Origin of the sequence: Eremococcus coleocola DSM 15696, from assembly GCF_000428865.1 — a bacterium.
Classification (GTDB): Bacteria; Bacillota; Bacilli; order Lactobacillales; family Aerococcaceae; genus Eremococcus; species Eremococcus coleocola.
On the sequence record NZ_AUAT01000011.1, the window covers coordinates 1 to 19,580 of the forward strand.

Here is a 19,580-nt window from a genome sequence, read left to right on the forward strand (position 1 = left end):
CCCGCTCAAGGGTAGGTTTCCCACGTGTTACTCACCCGTCCGCCACTCACGTTAAGAGAACAAGTTCTCCGTCAGTGCGTTCGACTTGCATGTATTAGGCACGCCGCCAGCGTTCGTCCTGAGCCAGGATCAAACTCTCATGAAAGTTAATTTCATAAGCCTAATTGACTCATTTAAATACTAGCTAATTATGATTTTATACTGATCATACACAGTTTGTCTCGAATTTAATATTCGGGTTGTTCGTTTATACGAACCCCTTACACAAATTGGTGTTTGTCTTTGTTCAGTTTTCAATGAGCTTTCGTTGTCTTTTGTTTTTCAAGCGACAACCTCTATACTTTAACAGAGGATTAAATCAATGTCAAGCATTTTTTAATTTCTTTTAAAGTTTTTTTCAGCTGTTCGTCTTTTATGTCGTAACAGCATAAATTATAATATCATCTGTCAGTTAAGATGTCAACTAAAACTTTACTTATTTTTAAGTTTTTTATTTCAGCTATTTGTCTTTACTGACAACAGATAGTATCTTATCACCTTTACTTAGGCTGAGTCAACACTTTTTTTCATATTTTTTAGGATTGCCTAGAATTTAGGGTTCTGGGACAAAATAAGAAACCCGAACTGACTCTCAAATCAGATTCGGGTTTTCTAAAAAGTTTATATTTACTTGCTTATTTTAAGCGATCATTTAATTCTTTACTTAAATCTTCATAACCAGGTTTACCGAGTAAAGCAAACATATTAGATTTGTAAGCTTCAACACCAGGTTGGTTAAATGGATTAACCCCATTTAAATAACCAGAGATACCTACTGCAATTTCAAAGAAGTAGATTAAATGTCCTAATGACCGTTCATCCATGGCTGGAATAGTCACAACTAAGTTAGGGACTTGACCATCTGTATGAGCAAGTAAGGTGCCGTGGAAGGCTTTGTCATTAACATAGTCCATGGTTTTACCTTCTAAATAAGCAAGTCCATCTAGGTTTTCGTTTAAACTAGGAACTGTAATTTCATGACGAGGAGCGGTTACTTTTATAACCGTTTCGAATATGTTCCGTTTGCCATCTTGAATAGTTTGACCAATCGAATGCAAATCGGTTGAGAAGTTAGCACTTGAAGGATAGATTCCCTTTTGATCTTTCCCTTCAGACTCACCAAATAATTGTTTCCACCATTCACCAAAATATTGCATGCTTGGTTCATAGTTTACAAGAATTTCTATATCTTTTCCTTTGCGGTGGAGAATATTCCGAGCTACCGCGTATTGATAAGCTTCATTCTTTTCCAAATTAGAATCAGCATAAGCGGCTTGAGCTTCTTTAGCTCCTTGCATCAAGGCATCAATATCATTTCCTGCAACAGCAATCGGTAATAAACCAACTGCCGTTAGGACGGTAAACCGTCCACCAATTCCATCTGGAATTGTAAAGGTTTGATAACCTTCTTTATCTGCTTCTGACTTAAGTGCCCCTCTAGCTTTATCTGTAGTAGCATAAATCCGTTTTTTGGCTTCTTCTGGACCATATTTTTCTACCAATTTTTCTTTCAAAATACGGAATGCAATCGCTGGTTCAGTCGTAGTACCAGATTTAGAAATAATATTTACAGAAAAGTCACGATCCCCAATTAAATCTAATAGGTCATATAAATAAGAAGAAGAAATTGAATTACCTGCGAAAACAACTTGAGGATTCCCCTTGCTTCCCTTCTTAATATTGTAGAAAGAATCATTCAAAAATTCAATGGCAGCACGGGCACCTAAATAAGAACCACCGATTCCTACAACTACTAGTATGTCTGAATTTTGACGAATCGTTTCTGCCGCTGATTTAATACGACTGTATTCATCCTTATCATAGGTAGTTGGCCATTCAATCCAATCAATAAAATCAGAGCCTGCTCCTGTTCCTTGACGCAATTGTTGGTCAGCTAAATCCACATAGGCTTGTAATTGTTGGAACTCATGATCTGCAAAATAAGATTGTGCGCTTGATTTGTCAAATTTAATGTGGTTCATTGATTATTCTCCTTTTTACTTATATTAAATCGATTTGTTTCCGCATCGTGTAAACCTTCAGCAATCCATTGAGGCATTAACTTATCAATACTTTCAAAACCAATATCCGGACCCTTAGAACGTCGCTTCTTATGAAATCGGGCCGGAAACGGAGGTGTATTAAGGGAGTGAAGTACACGTATAGATAATGAAACCTGTTGGGTATACTCATCGATATCGATAATCATCACTTTTACTTCTTGTCCTAATTTGAATTCTTCTTCTAAATTTGATACGAAGCCATGGCGACATTCGGAAATGTGAACTAAGCCTTGTTTTGTTTCATCTAATTGAACAAAAACACCATAATCTTGAATACCGGAAATCGTTCCCGTTAAGACATCGCCAATCGCTAATTGTTCACCCATATAATCACCTATTTTCTATGCAAAAACCTCAATAGATTCTATCACAACATCTTCTAAAGGTTTGTCTTGATGATTTCGTTGAACATTTTGAATTTCTTCTACGACATCCATACCAGCAACCACTTGACCAAAAACAGTATGTTTATGATCAAGCCATGGAGTACCGCCATTATCTAAATAGGCTTGAATAATCTCCTCAGGGTAACCAGCGGCTGTCATTTGACCTGCGATTTGGCCTGGTACGTTCTTAGCAGATACAATAAAGAATTGACTTCCATTCGTATTTGGTCCAGCATTAGCCATTGATAAGGCACCATATAAATTGAATAAGTCCATGGAGAATTCATCCTCGAAAGAATGGCCATAGATGCTTTGGCCACCCATGCCAGTTCCGCTTGGGTCTCCCCCTTGAATCATAAATTCAGGAATCACACGGTGAAAAATTACTCCATCATAATATCCTTGTTTAGCGAGTTCTAAAAAGTTTTTTACAGTCTTTGGTGCTTGTTCTTCAAACAAAATCATAGCTATATCACCATGGTTAGTATGCATGATGACATCTTTTTTACCTTCGTTTAAATTTAATTGTGGATAATTTGTCATGTCAACCCTCTTTCTAAGTATTTACTAGTCATATCTTACCACTTTTAAGCCTTCAAACAAATAATAATGTAATTCGCAGTATTTTTTGTTACAATTAGATGTGTTAACACCTACGATAGAAGGAGATTATTACAATGAATATGGTCTTGCTTACCTCCTTAGCAGCAATTTTGCTAGCTCAGCTCATTAAATATCCAATCGCAGCGATTTTCAATAAAAGAGCTGCTAAAATAAATATCATTACTTCAACCGGTGGCATGCCATCTTCTCATTCGGCAGCTGTATCTAGCTTGATTTCTGCCCTAATTTTTGAATATGGGTTTGCTTCCCCTTATGTAGCAATTGCTACCGTTTTTGGGGTTATCATCATGTTTGACTCAATGGGAGTTCGGCGTCAGAGTGGTGAACAAGGAGTTGTGTTAGATATCTTAGCGCGACACCACCAACACATTTTAGAAAAAGAAGAAAAACCACGAAAAGAAACCTCAGTCAATCCGATTGATTTAACTAATTCATTAATTAATTATGACCAAATGGTGATCAAACGTTACATGGGACATACACCGAGTGAAGTTATTGCCGGTATTATCTTCGGTGCCTTAGTTGCGGTCCTATTCCGAAGTTTTCTATAGTCAATTACCACTCAAGGAGGACCGTTTTGCAGAAAGACACAAGCATAAAAGACATCTATGATATTACCATTATTGGTGGAGGCCCGGTGGGACTATTTACCGCTTATTATGCTGGCCTTAGAGGTGCCAAAACTAAACTCATTGAAAGTTTAGAAGAATTGGGCGGCCAAACACTTCATCTCTATTCAAGCAAGCAAATTAAAGATATTCCTGCAATTCCAGTCATCTCAGGAACCCATCTAAGCCAACAATTGATCCAACAAGCCATGACTTATCAACCGACCATTTGCTGTCATGAAACAATTGAATTGTTAATTGAAGCAAATGAGGAACACCCATATATTCAACTAGTGAGTCAAAAGCAAGCTCACTATACAAAAACAGTTATCTTAGCTACAGGCAATGGGGCTTTCAATCCCCGTCCCCTCCCTTTTGACTATGATCAAGGAATTGAGGGTCAAAGCCTCCACTACTTTGCTGATGATTTAGCTATTTTCAAGGATAAGCGTGTGGCCATTACCGGGGGTGGTGACTCTGCCTTGGATTGGGCCTTAACTCTAGAACCTATTGCAGAAGAGGTCAATTTAATCCACCGACGGAAACGGTTTAGGGGGCATGAGGCTTCTGTAGAGGCATTAAATAAATCTAACGTTCATCAATTTACCCCTTATATTCCAGTTGAAATCAAGAACCAAGGCAGCCAAATAAAAGAATTAGTCATTAATGAAGGTCGTACAGATAATTATATTCATTTAGCAATTGATCATTTGATTGTTGCCTTTGGTTTTACTTCCTCAATCGAGGCCCTAAAAGCTTGGGGCTTAGACTTTGAACGTAACGCCATTGCTGTTTCTTACCGCATGGAAACCTCATTAGCCGGAGTTTTTGCAGTCGGTGACTGCGTTTATTATCCAGGCAAAACAAAACTCATTGCAACTGGCTTTGGTGAAGCCCCTATGGCAGTTAACTCAGCCTTAATATATATTGATCCAGAAGCAAATACCGCCCCACTTCACTCCAACCATTGAGCAAGTAAAATAGAAAGTGTGATTCACATGGTAGATAAACATAAAATTATTAAAGACTCTGTCCTACAACAAAAAGCCTATGATCTCTTAGAATTAAGAGGAGTTAAAATTGAAGACATCGCCGATATCGTTTTTGACCTACAAAAAGATTATGTACCTGGTTTAGATAAATATGAATGTATTGAAAATATCCAAGCGGTAATACGTAAACGAGAGGTTCAAAACGCAATCATTACCGGCATCGAAATCGATATGGCAGCTGAACAAGGTGTTTTTTCACCTGAATTGACTGACCTCCTCATGCGGGACGAAGGTCTCTATGGTATTGATGAAATCAATGTACTTTCAATCGTCAATGTTTATGGGTCTATTGGTCTAACTAATTTTGGTTATGTTGATAAGTTAAAACCTGGAATCATTGGTGAACTAAATGACAAAAAAGGGACATCTTGTAATACCTTTATCGATGATATTGTCGGAGCTATCGCTGCCGCTGCAGCTAGCCGGATTGCTCATGCTCAACCCGCCAAAAATTTAGATCATTCCTACCTAGATTAGGCAAGAAGTGAAAATAGCTCGAGTTAGCGAAAAAAGCAAGTATAGAATCAAAAATAAGCTGAGCTTAAGAAGAAGTAAGACTTAACCTCTTCTGGGCTCTTTTTATGTAGCAAATTTGCGCCTCAGCTCAAGGAGGGATGAACAGATGGAAAGAAGATTTAGTCCTAATTATTTAAGCTTAAGTCCGGGTGAAGATGATAAAAAATGGGTGGCCGAAATTACTGGTCCTGACCCTAATTTCCGATTTAAAAGAGTTTTCTTACCTGAATTTGAACCGGGTCTCTATGAAATCCATGATGGTCTCTATCAAATCCATGGCCTCCATCCTGGCATCACCCCCTTTAAAAAAGAATATTGCATGGTCAACCGTGGTCATATGGAACGACGAGTTCCTTATGGTTCAGTAATCGAAGCCCTACCTTATATTCAAGCTTATGAACCTCAAAGGCAGGAAAGGATTCGTGAGCAAATTACTTATATCTTAAATCAAATCAAAAAAGAACTAGACCATGAACTAGTCAATGAGGATATCTCTTACATGCAAGAAAATTTACAAGACCTCAATGATTCACAAGTCCTAACTGAGACTTTAAGCCAACTTCTTAAACGCAAAGACTCAATGATTAAACAATATCAACAAAGACTCAAGAATTATCATCATTACTGGGACTAAGACGCAACTTTTTCCTAATTCCTTGCTCTTAGTATAATAAAACAGGCATTTCCTTTAAAAACTCGCTCTAACCCTAAGCAATCATTAGGAAGAACAGTTAAAAGGAAATGCCTATATTTTTATTTAGATACTTACTTTATAAGTCTAAGTTAGGTTCAACTTTTTCTTCTGCTTTTAAGCTTGGCTTGAATACGACTGGATATCAAGATTACTACCAATTCATACAATAAAATAATCCCCAAAAAGCAAAGTAAGAAAAAGGACTCTGGTAAGACATTAATAATTGGATCTTTGAGGGGGTCAAATTGCCAATAATCATTGGCAAAAAACAACTTATGAAATGCTATAAACAAAGGTTCAAAACCTATTAGTGCAATAAACAATAAAAATAAGGGAGTCACAATAGCTAATTTTATTTGCGATTTAAACCAGGTTTTCTGTCTTCGTTTACGAATGACTTGGACCAGTTTAGGTAAAATAAATAAACTGGCAATTGACATAGAAAAATTCCCCCACATCAGGCCCTTCACTTCTGCAAAATGTTGCATACCCTGACTTGAAGCTGAGAAATTTGGAAAAGTAAATTCGGTTTGGATAGGATTCAACAAATATTTCCACATACTTAGATAATTAGTTTGGAGATCTGCTTGGCTTAAGCCAACAATCTGATCCAGCTTAAAGATAGGAGTAATTAGCCAATAAATTACAGGTGAGAGTATGATCAAAAGCGTAAGAGCTAATGAAAAAGAGGTCAAAATTATCGAACCTAGAAATAAATAACGTTTAGCTGGTGACATTAGCCTAACTCCCATTCTGATAAATCCTTAACAACATATGTTGGGGCTGGGTCTAACTGTTTCACTTCCCGGGCCTGAGTCACACCGGTTAGTACTAATAGGGTATCTAAATTGGCTTGAATGCCAGCTTGAATATCCGTTTGATAATTATCACCAATTAGTAAAACATCGGCTTTATTTAAGCACAATCGTTTCACAGCACCTTCAATAATAGGAGCATGGGGTTTGCCAAACACAAGTGGTTGTAGACCACTGGCGAATGATAGAAAAGCAGTGATTGCACCCGATGAAGGATAGAGCCCATTTTCGGTTGGAATTAATTGATCCGTATTGGTAACATAAAACTTAGCCCCATTTAAAAGCGCTTGGACAGCTTGGCCTAAACTTTCATAAGTTGCCGATTTATGGAGTCCTTGAACCAAGAAGTCAGCCTGATTAGTCTGATCAAGTTGAAAACCCGCCCTTTCTAATTGGTCCTTTAATGCCTTTTCGCCAACCACATGGACTCGTTTCCCTTTTTCATTCACTTTTAAATAATCAATCAAGGCTTGGGGTGATGTATAGATCATATCTGGATTGACCGGAATTTCATAGTACTGATTTAACATAGCTGCCACTTCTTCGGGCGTACGGGTAGCATTATTTGTGACAAATTGGAGTGGAACCTCTGAAGCAATAAGTTTTCTAACAAATGTTTCAGCTGTGGGGATCCGCTTTTTGCCAAAATAGACAGTGCCATCCAAATCAATTAAGTAACCTTTATAATGTTTCACTTGAACCTCTTCCTACATATTAGTCTTACGTTTAATCGTAAAAGCATTTTTTTGCTTCACCTTGACTTTTTCCTCAGCTTGCTGAGCTTGTTTTGGTGAGGCTTTGCTAAGCTGATCCCGTTTCTTATCTTGATCATGTTTTACTTTAAAATTATCTTTTCTTATTTTCTTTACTTTGGGATTGTTTGAATTATCTCGAGTATGGCGTGTATTTATTTGCCGCTGTTTAGGTCCCTCATTATTATTTTTTTTACCTGAAGAAGAATTCTTTTGTACGCGGGCAAGTTTTTGAGCACGTTGGCCCTTTGCTTGATCAAAGTCGTCCAAAGCTGATTCTTTAGCTAATACAAAGTAACGACAGCCAAAATTACAGAATTCTTTTAAATACTCATCCAAGAAAGAAATGCGCTGACTTGCTTTAGTTCGAGGCGCATTCAATTGATAAAAGCCTTTCAACCTTAACTGTTCATGCCCCCAGTCGCCGACAAGATAATCAAATTTTTCATAATAATCCACATAACGTTGTTTAAAATCCTCTAGGTTAAAACCTTCTTTATAATCTTCAACCAAGCGGTAACTTTCATCCTCAATTAAAACCGTATCATGGCTTACTTGGCTAATATGGTTTCCATTTTCCAGTAAGGATGCTTGAACAGATTCTAACATCTCAGTAATCTGTTGCGAGACAGCTTGGTCTTTTTTGTTTTTATCTTCTTTTTGTTTACTCATTTCTTCACTTCGTTTCGTTCATATATTTTAAATATTTAGCCACTACATGGCGAATAAAATCTGGGAAAATTAATTGTGGTAAACCATTGGCTTCCATACTTGGAAAAAATGGCAAAAACCACAAATGATCTACCGTAATCAACTTATAGGTTTCTTTATTCTGAATGGGTTGGCCCTGGGCTAACCAGAGGTCTTGTGATTGGTCATAAGTCAATCCCCGATAAACCAACTCACCAAAAATTTTACCTCTAAATCCAAGACCATGGATCATTTTATAGGACAAATCTTCCCTCTGTCCTTCCATTTCATTTAGCATCGTGATTAATTGACTCCCCTTTAAAGTAACTCGGGCTAAATGCATGGGATGAGGCAGCGATTCATGGAGGTCGTTTTGATTAATCCGACCAGCCGGCAAATCACTTAAGAACAGGCCTGAATTTAAAATGGCGAGTGGACAATTAGCATACCAAGCTAGCGCATCTAGAGCCATTTGGATGTAGGAATTTTCACTCTGTAACTGTAAAGCAAAATAAGGTCTAGATGAATGCGTCACTGTTTCTTGAGCTAATAAATAACGTCCTTCTTCAATATAATTTTCACTTGGAACGGGACTTTCCAATCTTTCTTGAACTTGTTTCAAGGTCAGTACCCGTGCTTGGAAATACCATTGCTTAAGCTGAGGATCATAATCAAAATTAATTTCTCCTATGTATAAACCATATCGACCAGCTGCTGTTAACAGAGTCTGGTTGACCCATTCTCCTTCAAATAAAACATGATGAGTGTGGGCCCCGATAATTAGTTGAATTTCAGGTAAAATTTTTGCTATATAGCGGTCTTGTTCAATACCTAAGTGAGACATTAAAACGATTAAATCAATACTAGGATCCTTTTGTAATTTTTTAACGATGGCTTTTAAGGTTCGAATTGGATTTAATATCTCATAGCCATTCAAAGGATACGTAGCATAAGGGGCAGTTAGACCAATGAAGGCTAATTTATAGGCACCCACCTGCTTGAAGACAACCTTTTGACCCCACTCGGGCACATCCTGAGTCTGACTAGACAAGAGGTTGGCAATCGTGATATCAAAATTAGCTTTATCATATAATTTGCTTAATTGGGTTGAAGTAAAGTTTAAACCTTCATTGTTACCGATAGTGACCACATCGTAGCCAATTTGGTTAAATAAATCAATCATAATTTGGCCCTTACTCGCTTCGACCATTGGATTAACACTATCTAGGGCATCACCAATATCAACAAGTAGGTAGGGATCACCTTCAGCCAAATAATGAGCAATTTTTTCTTCCATAAATGTCCGCAAAATTGGCCAATTTTCAATATGTCCGTGTAAATCATTAGTATGAATAATATGCAACATGGAATCACCCCTTTATTCACTAATCTAATAGTATCAAATTTACTAGCAAATTGCGATTAGCAGCCAGAATTTTACCAGCTTTTCCTTTATTCCCATTTTGACCTGAATCAATTAGAAAATTTCCAAAACTTTCTAATTGAAGCTAAATAAATTTCAAGTTATACTAAAGCTATACGGAGGTGTTATTCAATGCATCAATGGAAAATAATTACAGACTCAGGGGCTGACTATAAGAAATTAACATCAAAGCAAGCAAATGTTAATTTTGAAGCCATTCCTCTTATGATAAATATTGACAATAAAATTTTTATGGATGACCAAGCTTTTGATATTGAGGCGTTTCATGCTCAAATCAAAGCAAACCAAGGTCCCATGTCAACCGCTTGTCCTTCACCCGATCACTATGCGGAAGCCTTTCAAGATTGTGAGAATGTTATCTGTTTTACCCTATCTAAGAATATTTCTGGGTCTTACAATGCTGCTTGTTTAGCTAAAGACATGGTCTTAGAAAAAAATCCTAGTCAAAATATACATATTTTTGATACAAACACAGCAGGAACAGAGGCAGACCTTCTGGTCTTGAAAGCTATGGAATTAGCTGAAACTGGACTTGATTTCGATAACTTAGTATCTCAAATGATAGACTATCATAAACACACCTCAACCAATTATATCCTTAAAAATGTTGATAACTTAGTCCGCAATGGACGCCTTAATAAGCTCTTAGGTCAAATGATTGGTCTCTTAAATATTTTATTACTAGGTAGAAGAACACTTGATGGACGACTAGAATTGGTTGATAAAGTTCGGGGTGAAAAAAGAGCCATCCGTTCCCTTATTCATGCAATGAAAGAACAAGGCTATGTAGGAGAGAAAGTTCTAATTTCCCACATGTTAAATCTTGACTATGCCAAAAAAATTCAAGCAAGTCTCATTGAGGAATTCCAAACACAAGAAATTGAGATTCTTGAAATGTCAGGAATTTGTGCTTTTTATGCTGAATATCAAGGAATTATCCTCGGTTATGAAATTAAATAAGAAGGATTACTGACACTCCAGTCCCACCTTATCAAAAAACTCATGGCGCACTGTTTCAATCGCAAAACAGTGCGCCATGAGTTTTATTGAAAATAATAAGCTTACTCAACGATAACCCATTGTTGACAATAGGCCGGATTATTGGCTTGGTCAACCACATACCATTCGACCAAATATCGTCCTGGCTGAAAAATGTTTAGGCTGTTCAAAGAATCTTGAGTCAATCCCATCATTTCAGTAATATCACCATCTTCTTGGTCTATGGCAGAAACATTTCGATGATCTGATTGAAAACTTGCTAGACTCGTATAATCGCCTACTTTAATTGTGACCGGTTCCGTTTTTAAATCTGGACTTCCTAGATCTACCGCACTTAAATCTACTTTTTCACTTACATCTTTAACATAAATAGGACGAATTAAACGTCCTATATTCCCCGCTTCATCTTGGGTCATATACTCAATAAAGTAAATGCCAGTTTGGTAGTTTTCAAAGGAAACATGGGCAGGTTGATCATAATTCAGGACATGAACTTCTAGGATTTGATCTGAGTTATCTACCGCAATTACATCTTCAAGTAAATTATAGGATTGATTCTTATCAAAAATACGTGCGGGGGCATAAATAATGGGCGCGATTAAATCTTCGTCACTAAGTTGAGTTTGCCCGTGAACCAATGGTACTAGGCTTAAAAATATTAACAAGTTAAGAATTTGCGCTATCTGCAGCCCTTTTTTTACCATGAGCACCCTCCTATTGACCTAATCTATCCATCATTGTAACTGAAATGTTACAAAATGTAAAATTTGCGTAAATTTTGAACAAGCAGTCTATTCCATAATAATGTTATTTCGTGCTTTAATTATTTTTGGATCCACAATGTGATAGCCGTTTTCTCTTAAACCATCAATCATTTGTCCCAGAGCACCATAGGTCCACACCCGATCATGCATCAAAATATTAGCGCCATTTCTCAGATAATCATTCTCCACTGAAATTTGAGCTAAAGCTGTAGCATCCTGATAATCTTCCATCCAATCATAGCCATAGGACCATGTCATTAATTGTAGCCCTAGTTCGTTACAGATGTTAAAAGTATCCATATTAAAATAACCAAAGGGTGGCCGGAACCATCGAGGAGCTTGACCAGTGATTTCTTCAACCAAATCATTGGTTTTTTTTATTTCTTGGTACTGGTCTTCATAGCTTAATTCTCGCATATTGGGATGGGTGGTGGTATGGTTACCAATTTCAAAGCCCATATCGAAAATTTCCTTAACAATTTTGCGTCCATGCTCTCCTTCTAGATACATCCCGTTTACAAGAAAAATAGCATTAACATCTTTAGCCTTCATTAATTGTGCCATTTGCAAGGCATGGGATTGAGGTTCATAAGGTGCATCATCAAAGGTAAAGAGGACCACATTACGCGCCGAATCATTCAGAGGTAAAATTTCTGATGATACATCAGGATCATTAACCATGGTATAAGCAAAACCATCTTGGTCTAATTTGGCATAGTCACTATAATTAGTCCAAATTTCTGAGTGGGATTGATCTTTATTTTGTGTCTCAGATTTATTATCAGTTTTTTGTTCAGAATTCTGATTCGATCCTTCATCTTTTATATCCGACACATTTTGGCAGCCAAGCAAGAAAAATACACCACAAAAAAGGAGAATCCATTGTTTCATCATTCATTAACCCTTTCGAATGAACCTGAACTTAGAGCAATCATTCTTTGGACAAAGTCTTCAATATTTTCAGGACGAGTGGCTAAGTTAACCCGAATATAAGTATCTGTCCCCCCTCTAAAAGTAACTCCATAGTTCACCGCTATTTTGGCTTTTTCTTGACAGAAAGCTTGAACACTATCTGATCCTAAGAGTGGTTCGATATTTATATACAATAAATAAGTTCCTTCTAAGGGATCAATTGCGATCATGGGCAAATTTTCCTTAAACTTATCTTTGATATAGAGGTAATTATGATAGATAACCGCTTTTACCTGATCTAACCAAGTTTTTCCTTGCTCATAGGCTACCTGGGTCCCGATAGCAGCTAAAGAATTTATATTGGGGTGCCCTGCGCGTTCTATCCAATACTGATCATATTGAGCTCTCAACTTAGGATCAGGAATCACAAGATGAGCGTGGGATAGACCTGCCATATTAAAGGTTTTGGAGGTTGAATTTAAAGTGAAAATTTGATTTTGATACTTTCCTTGCTCTACTTTTAAAGCCGGAATTTGAATATGGTCATCAAAGGTAAAATCTTGGTGAATTTCATCTGAGATAATCAAAACACCATGCCGATGACATATTTCAAAGAGACGGGCTTGCTCTGCTTCAGTCCAAACGCGGCCTATCGGATTATGAGGTGAACAATGGAGGTAAACTTTCACACCCGCTTCGATAATTTTTGCTTCAAAATTTTCAAAATCGCATTGATAGCCTTGTCCTGATCGGTACAATAAAGGTACTTCCACCAAAGGACGGCCTGACTCTTCCATTAGATCAAAAAAATGAGCATAGATAGGCGTTTGTAATAAAATCGGATCATCTTTTTTGGTAAAAGCTGCCAAGATATAATGAATTCCCGCAACCACGCCTGGACTAAAGCGAATCCAATCTTCCTCTACGTGTAAAGTAAAATGATCTTCCATCCATGTTTGATAGGCTTGATAATACCTACTTGGCAAAACGCGATAACCTAGAGCCCCCATTTTTAAATAATCTTGCATGGCATCTAGGGCTGATTGGGGTGCCTTAAAATCCATATCTGCAACCCAAAGGGATAAAAGATTTTCATCCCCATAAAGGTCTAAGAGAGCATCCCATTTAACTGAATCAGTATGACGACGGTCAACATAATTAGCTTTCACAAATTCATTAATTGACATAATTTACCTCCTTATTGTTTTTATTATATAATAGTCCCCCCTTTTTTTAAACCTCATCCGAAAACCTTTTCAAATTTTGTATTTAATCTTTCTTCTCCAAATGCTGAACCTGCCGCACCCAACCACCGTTTTCATCAATATATTGTATGGCGCCTAAATATCCTGTATTCAAATAAGAAATTTGCTGTGCCTGCAACCGTTCTAAAACCTCTATATGAGGGTGCCCGTAATGATTATTAGCTCCTGCCGAAATAAAAGCTAATTCAGGACGAAAATGATTTAAGAGCAATTCTGAACTTGATGTCTTTGACCCATGGTGGCCTAATTTGATTATATTAGCGGACCACTGAGGCAATTGCTTAATTAATGCGGATTCTCTTGCTAAGGAAAGGTCACCCAAATTCAAAAAGCTAGCATATTTCATTTGGATTAAACAAAGCAATGAAGAGTCATTGGACAAATCTGGGTCTTTGAGTGATAGATCTAAGCTGAGACTAGCAATTTGAATTTTATCATTCACTTGGAGTAAGCTACCAGGTACAAGGATATTTATCTTATTTATCTTGAGTGTATTTTGAACCTGTCTTACTTGGTCAAAAAATGATGATTGAAAAGTGTATTCACTAATATAGACTTGGTCAATGGGGATAGTCTGGCCTAAAGCGATAAAATTCCCCACATGGTCAATATCAGGATGGGTTAAAATCAAACCATTGATCTGCTTGACCCCTAAGGCTCTTAAGGCAGGGATTAGGACTCGGTTGGCATGCTGATTATCTATTTTCCCCTTTTTTTCTGGGTCAAAGAGGTAGTGTCCCCCTGTATCAATAAGCCAAGTCTCCTGGTTCCAAGCACTTTGATAACACAAAGCATCGCCCTGGCCTACATCTATAATAGTTAGCCGGTCATAGGCTCTGCAAATAGGCACTAACCAAAATATAATAAAATAAATCAATACCATCATAGTCGCAAGGGCTTTCTTTGATCTAGTAAGGAAAAACATAGCTAGAAAGGCAAAGAGATACAAGAGCAAGAAACTAGTTAACTCCATTGTCCCCGTCCAAATTTGACTCCAATTCAATAAATCATCCCAGGAACCTAGCATAATTTGACTAGCAAGCAGATGATCAAGTGAAGTCAAAAGGGGGCTTAAGCTCGGCAGAAACAATAATATCAAAGAAGTTCCCATCATTAAGGGCATAATTACTCGATCAAATAGAAAGCTTACGCTTAAGACAGTGATTAGCTGCATGGGATTAAAAGAAAAATTCATTTGGACCATTAAAGGCCAGGAGAACAAGAGACAGAGCAAGCTCAATTCGAATTGAACTTGGAATGGCCTCTTTTTTTGCTTAGCGACAGGTTGATAAAACATTAAGATAATAGTCATAAAATATGAGAGGACAAAAGATAGGTTAAATAAGATATTGGGATTGCATATTAATTGGACTATCGTGATCACTGATAAACCATCTAGATTTGTAAAAGGCAAATTAAAACTGTTCTTAAGTAACTTAAAAAGCATTAAAGCTAAAATTCTTTGAACTCCAAAAGGCCAACCAATTAAAAAAGCATAAAATAAGATAAAGAAGAAAATACAGGTGTCAATCAAAATTTTGGGAGCCCCCATCCGGTAAAAAAGACTTTTTAAGCGGGATTGAATAAAATAAATATGATAACCAGAGATCGCAAAAAAGTGCAGGATACCTAACTGTGCCAGACCTGGCCTCCAGGCTTGGTAAATTTCTGAATCTTGATTCCACATCAACTTCTGGTGTAAGGAAAGCCAATGACCTGGATAGTCCAATTTTATACGGTTTAAAATATGCAAACGTATCTGACTTGGTAGGAGCAAGAGTTGAGTGCCTTGGTCGATTAACTCAAGTTCATCCACTTGGAACTGCCAAAATAATCCTTGTTTGGCCAAATAGTCTTGATAATCAAACAATCCAAAATTCCGAGCCGGAGCTGGACGGTTAAAATGTCCCTTCAAATGCAAGTGACTCCCTGTTTGCTTTAATCGCGCCAGTTTTTCTTCTGAATCTTGGGTAAAATATTGCCATTGAATCGTCAGCTCCTGCCCTTCAAATTGAATGTCTGTCTGACCATTCACCTGGTTTTGGCTCCATTTTAAGTCGCTAGGATCAAGAATTAGGTCAAGTTGAGCTGATTTACCTTCAAGGTCAAGAGCCCTCAAGTCTTGGCGGTGCTCTTCCTGGTGTAGTATGGATAGGGAGAAACAGGTCAACAGTATTATCATTATGGGAAAATGATAAACTGATAGGAAGAAAACTCTTATTATGAGATAAATAAGTAGACAGCCAATTAATAAATGCTGGGTCTGCCAGAATATCAGCCATAAAACCATTAATAAAAGATAAATAAAATAGGTTCTTTCTAGAGCTAACATAATTGAATCAAACTTGCTTAAATACATATCAAATCAATTAACCCTTCTAGAGTCTTCTTTCCGATACCTGGCACTTGGATTAATTCCTCTACAGATTGGAAAGAGCCTATTTCTTGGCGATAATTGATGATTGCCTCTGCCTTCTTAGGGCCAATATTGGGCAAGGTCTGAAGCAGATTCACGTCAGCGGTATTAATATTGATTAAACTTGATGCTGTATCAGGTGGGTTCATGCCTGCATGAACCTGATTTCCTGCAAGCTCAGTATCTGATAAATTAGCTAGTGTCTGGTCACTACCCTCTTCAAGTCTTACCACTTCTTCGTGACTAGGAATATAGACCAACATCTGGTCGCTTAAGACTTGAGCTTGGTTAATCTGTTCTTGGGCCGCTTGGGGAGTTAGCCCGCCCGCTTGGTCAATCAAATCAAACAAACGACTCCCTGATTCAAGTTGATAAACCCCTGGCAATTTTATTTGGCCTTTGATGTCCACATAAATCTGTTGGTTTTCCTGACCACTCGCATGCTCTGCTTGATAATTACCTGCGCTTTCAAAGTTACTCATACTTACTTCCTCTAGACTCCCTCCTGACTCTTGCCCTGATAAATCAGTAATTTGTAAGCCTGGGGATGACTTTAAGGTTATAAAACCATTAAATCCTAAAAAGACGATGACAAACCCAAGTAGGCCCATTTTGAATGGCTTAGATAAACTTTGGAATCTAGTGATCAAATGTGACATATGGCTCCCCCTTTTTTATCTATTTATAGATAACCCAAAAGAGAAGTTTTCCTTTAAAAATTTAAATGAATAACAAAAAACCATCCTTATGACATAGGTCCATAAGGATGGTTTAATATTGACTATGCATCATAATCAATTATTGATTAATTTCTACTTTTTTCATTTTATTTTCGCTGATTCTTTTTTTGATAGCTACTTCAACATTCTCAGGAACCATATCATCAATACTGCCATCAAAGAAGGCAATTTCTTTAATAATACTTGAAGATAAATGGCTGTAAAGTGGATCGGCTGTCATAATAATTGTTTCAAACTGATCATTTTGCATCCGGTTAGCTCGAGAGATAGCTAATTCATATTCAAAGTCGGTATAATTTCGGACCCCACGCACCACCGCCGTTATGTGATGGTCTAAAACATAGTCAGCAACCAAGCCCGTTTGTAATAAATCCACCTTGACATTTGGCAGATGAGCACAAGCTGCTTTAATCAAATCAACTCTTTCTGCTGCTGTAAATAAGTACTTCTTCGTTGTGTTCGTTGCAACTAAGACTTCTAAATGATCAAACAAGAGGCTGGCCCGTTCAATAATATTTAAATGGCCGAGTGTAAGCGGGTCAAAACTGCCAGTATATAAACCACGTTTTTCTTTTGTCATTTTATTCCCTTTCAAAAATCCAAACCAGGGTCTGTCCGTATTTTTTTAATTTTTCCTGCTTAAAATTACCTATCTCTTGAGGGAGACTTACTTCTATGCCTGTTTCACAAAGAATCTGACAAGTCTCATTTAAATAGTTTGCCTGGTCTAACCATATAATATCATCGACAATCATCTCTTTAGCATAGGGTGGATCCAAAAAGACTAAATCAAAACTTTGGTCTTTACCTACCATATATTGACTTAATTGTTTACGGTTATGTCCTCTCAATAAGTTGAAACGTTCAGGCTCCTTGGTCATCTCAATATTACGTCGAATAATCTCTTGGGCAGGATAGGCTTTCTCAACGATGACGGCCTGGTCCATCCCCCTTGAAACGGCTTCAATGGCTAGGGCGCCTGATCCCCCATAAAAATCAAGACAAATCCCGCCTTGGAAATAATGCCCTAACATATTAAACATAGCTTCTTTAACCTTATCCGTAGTTGGCCGCGTTTGATTTCCCGCAATCGTTTTAAGCGGACGACTACCATATTTTCCTGCGATAACCCGCATCTTATCACCTATTCTTTAGGGCTAATTGTGAAGTCTTGTTTAAAACTTGCTGAAATTTCTTCTAAACTTGGCCCTGTCTGATTTAAAGCTTTCATATAGTCTCCATTATCATCCAAGTCAGCGAGTGCTAAGGAAAAATCCATATTTATCTCATTCATGTGCGATTCTTCAACTGATCTGACAAAGGGTAATTTTACTAAGTTAGCAATCGTGGTCGCCGTATTAGTAACATCGGTATAAAGCACAGCATATTTCATCCGTCGACTAACATAATGGATATTGCCAAATTTACGTAATTGCTTTAACTGTTTGCTTGAGTAGAGCCAAACGATTAGACTCTGGCGTTGAATTTTTTCATAAGCCATTTATGACTTTCCTCCTTGGTACCGGGAATAGACTACATTTATTTCTGGTTTCCGGCTTCTTTTTTCTGTATAAATCATCTTTTGCGCAAGCGCTAGGGTTAACATAAAGTTTAATACGGACGAACCTCCATAGGAAATGAAAGGGAGGGTGACCCCTGTCAGTGGGATGAGACCTAAGACGCCCCCCACATTGACCGTAATTTGAATAAAGAATAAAACGCCTAAGCCGAACAGCACTAGACTACTAAATTGACTTTGAGCCTGACCGGCCCAATAAAATAACCGGTAAAGGAGAAAAGCAAATAGGCCTAGTAGGAAGGCCAGACCAAAAATCCCCAATTCTTCTCCAATATGCGCAAAAATAAAGTCAGTTTGAATCTCGGGTAGCAGCCCATTTTTCATTTGTCCTTGGCCTAAGCCTACACCGAACCACCCTCCCCGACTCATGGCATAATAGCCATTGACTAACTGATAGCCAATCCCTTGTCGAAAATTAAAGGGATTAACCATAGCCAAAAAGCGATTAATCTGATAAGAATCAGACTGGCCTTGATAGTTACTAAAATAGATTAATAAACCAGCATAAGCCAAGCCCCCTATCCCTAGCAAAGCTAAATTGATTTTAAGGGAGACTTTGCTGACTAAAATCATAATGATGATAATGGCTAAAATAATTGCCACCATCCCAAAGTCGGGTTGTAAAGCGATTAAGAATAAACATAGGATGCTTAAAACGACAATTGACCAGCGGAATAAAACAAGGTGTTGGGTTTTAAACAAGCGGACTTCTTCAGACAATTTAGCTAAGACCCAGGCATAGACTAAAACCGCAATCGGTTTTAAATATTCTGAAATCTGGAGGCTGAATGAACCGACCTGTATCCATGATTTGGCCCCATTCCGCACTTCACCTGCAAAAGCGGTATAAATTAATAAGAGAAATACAATCCCCAAGGCCAAAAGATGTAGCAAAGGATTGGCCAGCCACTGCTGGGGTACTGCCATCATAATTAAGAATATAACAAGCCCAAGCCCAACCGAAAATAACTGAGGCTTTAAGAAAGCCCAGGGTTGGTTGATTTCACCTGTAATCGAGGTACCGGATGTAGCTGAAGTTATCATTATGAGACCGAAGATAATAAGCACGAAGGTCACTAATAATAAAGGGATATCAAAGTATTTAACTTTGTCTTTTAATTTATACCCATATGTGCGGATTAAAGCTCCCACTGGCATTTTGTTATGTGGTGTTTCTTGATTCACTGGCTACCTCCTCTAGTTTGTACTAGCTTATTATACC

21 protein-coding genes and 1 rRNA gene are annotated in these 19,580 nt (G+C 37.6%); 5 read left to right on the top strand and 17 right to left on the bottom strand.

Going from position 1 to position 19,580, the window contains the following annotated elements:
• From G396_RS0103330 to G396_RS0103345, 4 genes are all read right to left on the bottom strand, one after another.
• Window positions 1–145, bottom strand: a 16S ribosomal RNA gene (locus G396_RS0103330); the annotation flags it as partial.
• A 529-nt stretch (window positions 146–674) separates the two neighbouring features.
• On the bottom strand, window positions 675–2,021 hold the full coding sequence (locus tag G396_RS0103335; RefSeq protein ID WP_028125039.1) for a glucose-6-phosphate isomerase: 1,347 nt from the start codon (window positions 2,019–2,021) through the stop codon (window positions 675–677).
• Window positions 2,018–2,428, bottom strand: a complete 411-nt coding sequence (locus G396_RS0103340) for a CvfD/Ygs/GSP13 family RNA-binding post-transcriptional regulator (protein ID WP_006418059.1) — start codon at window positions 2,426–2,428, stop codon at window positions 2,018–2,020. The genes G396_RS0103335 and G396_RS0103340 overlap by 4 nt, the downstream gene beginning before the upstream one ends.
• 15 nt (window positions 2,429–2,443) lie before the next feature.
• A complete protein-coding gene (locus tag G396_RS0103345) occupies window positions 2,444–3,031 on the bottom strand; it encodes a peptidylprolyl isomerase (protein WP_006418029.1) in 588 nt (195 codons plus the stop codon).
• Between the two features lie 134 nt (window positions 3,032–3,165).
• On the opposite strand from G396_RS0103345, the gene G396_RS0103350 reads away from it, so the two are divergent.
• From G396_RS0103350 to G396_RS0103365, 4 genes are all read left to right on the top strand, one after another.
• Window positions 3,166–3,663 (top strand): divergent PAP2 family protein, encoded by a 498-nt coding sequence (locus tag G396_RS0103350; protein ID WP_006418049.1) that lies wholly within the window; start codon window positions 3,166–3,168, stop codon window positions 3,661–3,663.
• 26 nt (window positions 3,664–3,689) lie between these two features.
• Window positions 3,690–4,691, top strand: coding sequence for an NAD(P)/FAD-dependent oxidoreductase (locus G396_RS0103355; RefSeq protein WP_006418041.1), 1,002 nt, complete (start codon window positions 3,690–3,692; stop codon window positions 4,689–4,691).
• A 27-nt stretch (window positions 4,692–4,718) separates the two neighbouring features.
• Window positions 4,719–5,249 (top strand): phosphatidylglycerophosphatase A family protein, encoded by a 531-nt coding sequence (locus tag G396_RS0103360; RefSeq protein ID WP_006418042.1) that lies wholly within the window; start codon window positions 4,719–4,721, stop codon window positions 5,247–5,249.
• Between the two features lie 145 nt (window positions 5,250–5,394).
• A complete protein-coding gene (locus tag G396_RS0103365) occupies window positions 5,395–5,922 on the top strand; it encodes a hypothetical protein (protein ID WP_006418013.1) in 528 nt (175 codons plus the stop codon).
• 155 nt (window positions 5,923–6,077) lie between these two features.
• Here the strand turns inward: G396_RS0103365 and G396_RS0103370 are convergent, their stop codons facing one another.
• Genes G396_RS0103370 through G396_RS0103385 form a run of 4 tightly spaced genes read right to left on the bottom strand, consistent with a single transcriptional unit; the run spans window position 6,078 to window position 9,605 of the window.
• Window positions 6,078–6,719: a TIGR01906 family membrane protein gene (locus tag G396_RS0103370; RefSeq protein ID WP_028125041.1), complete on the bottom strand. Its 642-nt coding sequence runs from the start codon at window positions 6,717–6,719 to the stop codon at window positions 6,078–6,080.
• The gene (locus tag G396_RS0103375) at window positions 6,719–7,492 is read right to left on the bottom strand and encodes a TIGR01457 family HAD-type hydrolase (protein WP_028125042.1); all 774 of its coding nucleotides are present in this window, start codon (window positions 7,490–7,492) and stop codon (window positions 6,719–6,721) included. Before G396_RS0103375 ends, G396_RS0103370 begins: the two co-directional genes overlap by 1 nt.
• 12 nt (window positions 7,493–7,504) lie before the next feature.
• Window positions 7,505–8,221 (bottom strand): YutD family protein, encoded by a 717-nt coding sequence (locus tag G396_RS10885; RefSeq protein WP_051221089.1) that lies wholly within the window; start codon window positions 8,219–8,221, stop codon window positions 7,505–7,507.
• A 4-nt stretch (window positions 8,222–8,225) separates the two neighbouring features.
• Window positions 8,226–9,605: a bifunctional metallophosphatase/5'-nucleotidase gene (locus G396_RS0103385; RefSeq protein ID WP_028125043.1), complete on the bottom strand. Its 1,380-nt coding sequence runs from the start codon at window positions 9,603–9,605 to the stop codon at window positions 8,226–8,228.
• A 189-nt stretch (window positions 9,606–9,794) separates the two neighbouring features.
• On the opposite strand from G396_RS0103385, the gene G396_RS0103390 reads away from it, so the two are divergent.
• Window positions 9,795–10,643, top strand: a complete 849-nt coding sequence (locus G396_RS0103390) for a DegV family protein (protein ID WP_028125044.1) — start codon at window positions 9,795–9,797, stop codon at window positions 10,641–10,643.
• Window positions 10,644–10,744: 101 nt separating this feature from the next.
• Here G396_RS0103390 and G396_RS0103395 read toward each other — a convergent pair whose 3' ends face one another.
• The 9 genes from G396_RS0103395 to G396_RS0103435 form a co-directional block, all read right to left on the bottom strand.
• Entirely contained in the window at window positions 10,745–11,386 is a 642-nt protein-coding gene (locus tag G396_RS0103395; RefSeq protein ID WP_028125045.1) for a hypothetical protein, read from the bottom strand.
• A gap of 87 nt (window positions 11,387–11,473) precedes the next feature.
• On the bottom strand, window positions 11,474–12,340 hold the full coding sequence (locus G396_RS0103400) for a polysaccharide deacetylase family protein (RefSeq protein WP_248623899.1): 867 nt from the start codon (window positions 12,338–12,340) through the stop codon (window positions 11,474–11,476).
• Window positions 12,337–13,545: a MalY/PatB family protein gene (locus G396_RS10050; RefSeq protein ID WP_051221091.1), complete on the bottom strand. Its 1,209-nt coding sequence runs from the start codon at window positions 13,543–13,545 to the stop codon at window positions 12,337–12,339. The genes G396_RS0103400 and G396_RS10050 overlap by 4 nt, the downstream gene beginning before the upstream one ends.
• Window positions 13,546–13,627: 82 nt before the next feature.
• Entirely contained in the window at window positions 13,628–15,982 is a 2,355-nt protein-coding gene (locus G396_RS0103410) for a DNA internalization-related competence protein ComEC/Rec2 (protein ID WP_081683532.1), read from the bottom strand.
• On the bottom strand, window positions 15,973–16,698 hold the full coding sequence (locus tag G396_RS10055; RefSeq protein WP_051221092.1) for a ComEA family DNA-binding protein: 726 nt from the start codon (window positions 16,696–16,698) through the stop codon (window positions 15,973–15,975). The genes G396_RS0103410 and G396_RS10055 overlap by 10 nt, the downstream gene beginning before the upstream one ends.
• Before the next feature lie 139 nt (window positions 16,699–16,837).
• The gene (gene coaD, locus G396_RS0103420; RefSeq protein ID WP_028125048.1) at window positions 16,838–17,359 is read right to left on the bottom strand and encodes a pantetheine-phosphate adenylyltransferase; all 522 of its coding nucleotides are present in this window, start codon (window positions 17,357–17,359) and stop codon (window positions 16,838–16,840) included.
• Window position 17,360: 1 nt separating this feature from the next.
• Window positions 17,361–17,915 carry a 16S rRNA (guanine(966)-N(2))-methyltransferase RsmD gene (gene rsmD / locus G396_RS0103425; RefSeq protein ID WP_028125049.1) on the bottom strand — a complete coding sequence of 185 codons (555 nt, stop codon included), beginning with the start codon at window positions 17,913–17,915 and terminating at the stop codon, window positions 17,361–17,363.
• An 8-nt stretch (window positions 17,916–17,923) separates the two neighbouring features.
• The gene (locus tag G396_RS11155; RefSeq protein WP_081683533.1) at window positions 17,924–18,280 is read right to left on the bottom strand and encodes a YlbG family protein; all 357 of its coding nucleotides are present in this window, start codon (window positions 18,278–18,280) and stop codon (window positions 17,924–17,926) included.
• The gene (locus G396_RS0103435; protein WP_028125050.1) at window positions 18,281–19,543 is read right to left on the bottom strand and encodes an FtsW/RodA/SpoVE family cell cycle protein; all 1,263 of its coding nucleotides are present in this window, start codon (window positions 19,541–19,543) and stop codon (window positions 18,281–18,283) included.
• Window positions 19,544–19,580 lie beyond the last annotated feature (37 nt).